1 rRNA gene is annotated in these 239 nt (G+C 54.4%); it reads left to right on the top strand.

What is annotated here, in order from left to right:
• Window positions 1-239 (top strand): 16S ribosomal RNA (locus KJS57_RS26300); the annotation flags it as partial.

Below are 239 nucleotides of genomic sequence, written 5' to 3' on the forward strand. Positions count from 1 at the left end.
CTGATGGTTAGCGGCGGACGGGTGAGTAACACGTAGGCAACCTGCCCGTAAGACTGGGATAACTACCGGAAACGGTAGCTAATACCGGATAATTTATTTCACCGCATGGTGAAATAATGAAAGACGGAGCAATCTGTCACTTACGGATGGGCCTGCGGCGCATTAGCTAGTTGGTGGGGTAACGGCTCACCAAGGCGACGATGCGTAGCCGACCTGAGAGGGTGAACGGCCACACTGGG

The organism is Paenibacillus vini (assembly GCF_018403325.1).
GTDB lineage: Bacteria > Bacillota > Bacilli > Paenibacillales > Paenibacillaceae > Fontibacillus > Fontibacillus vini.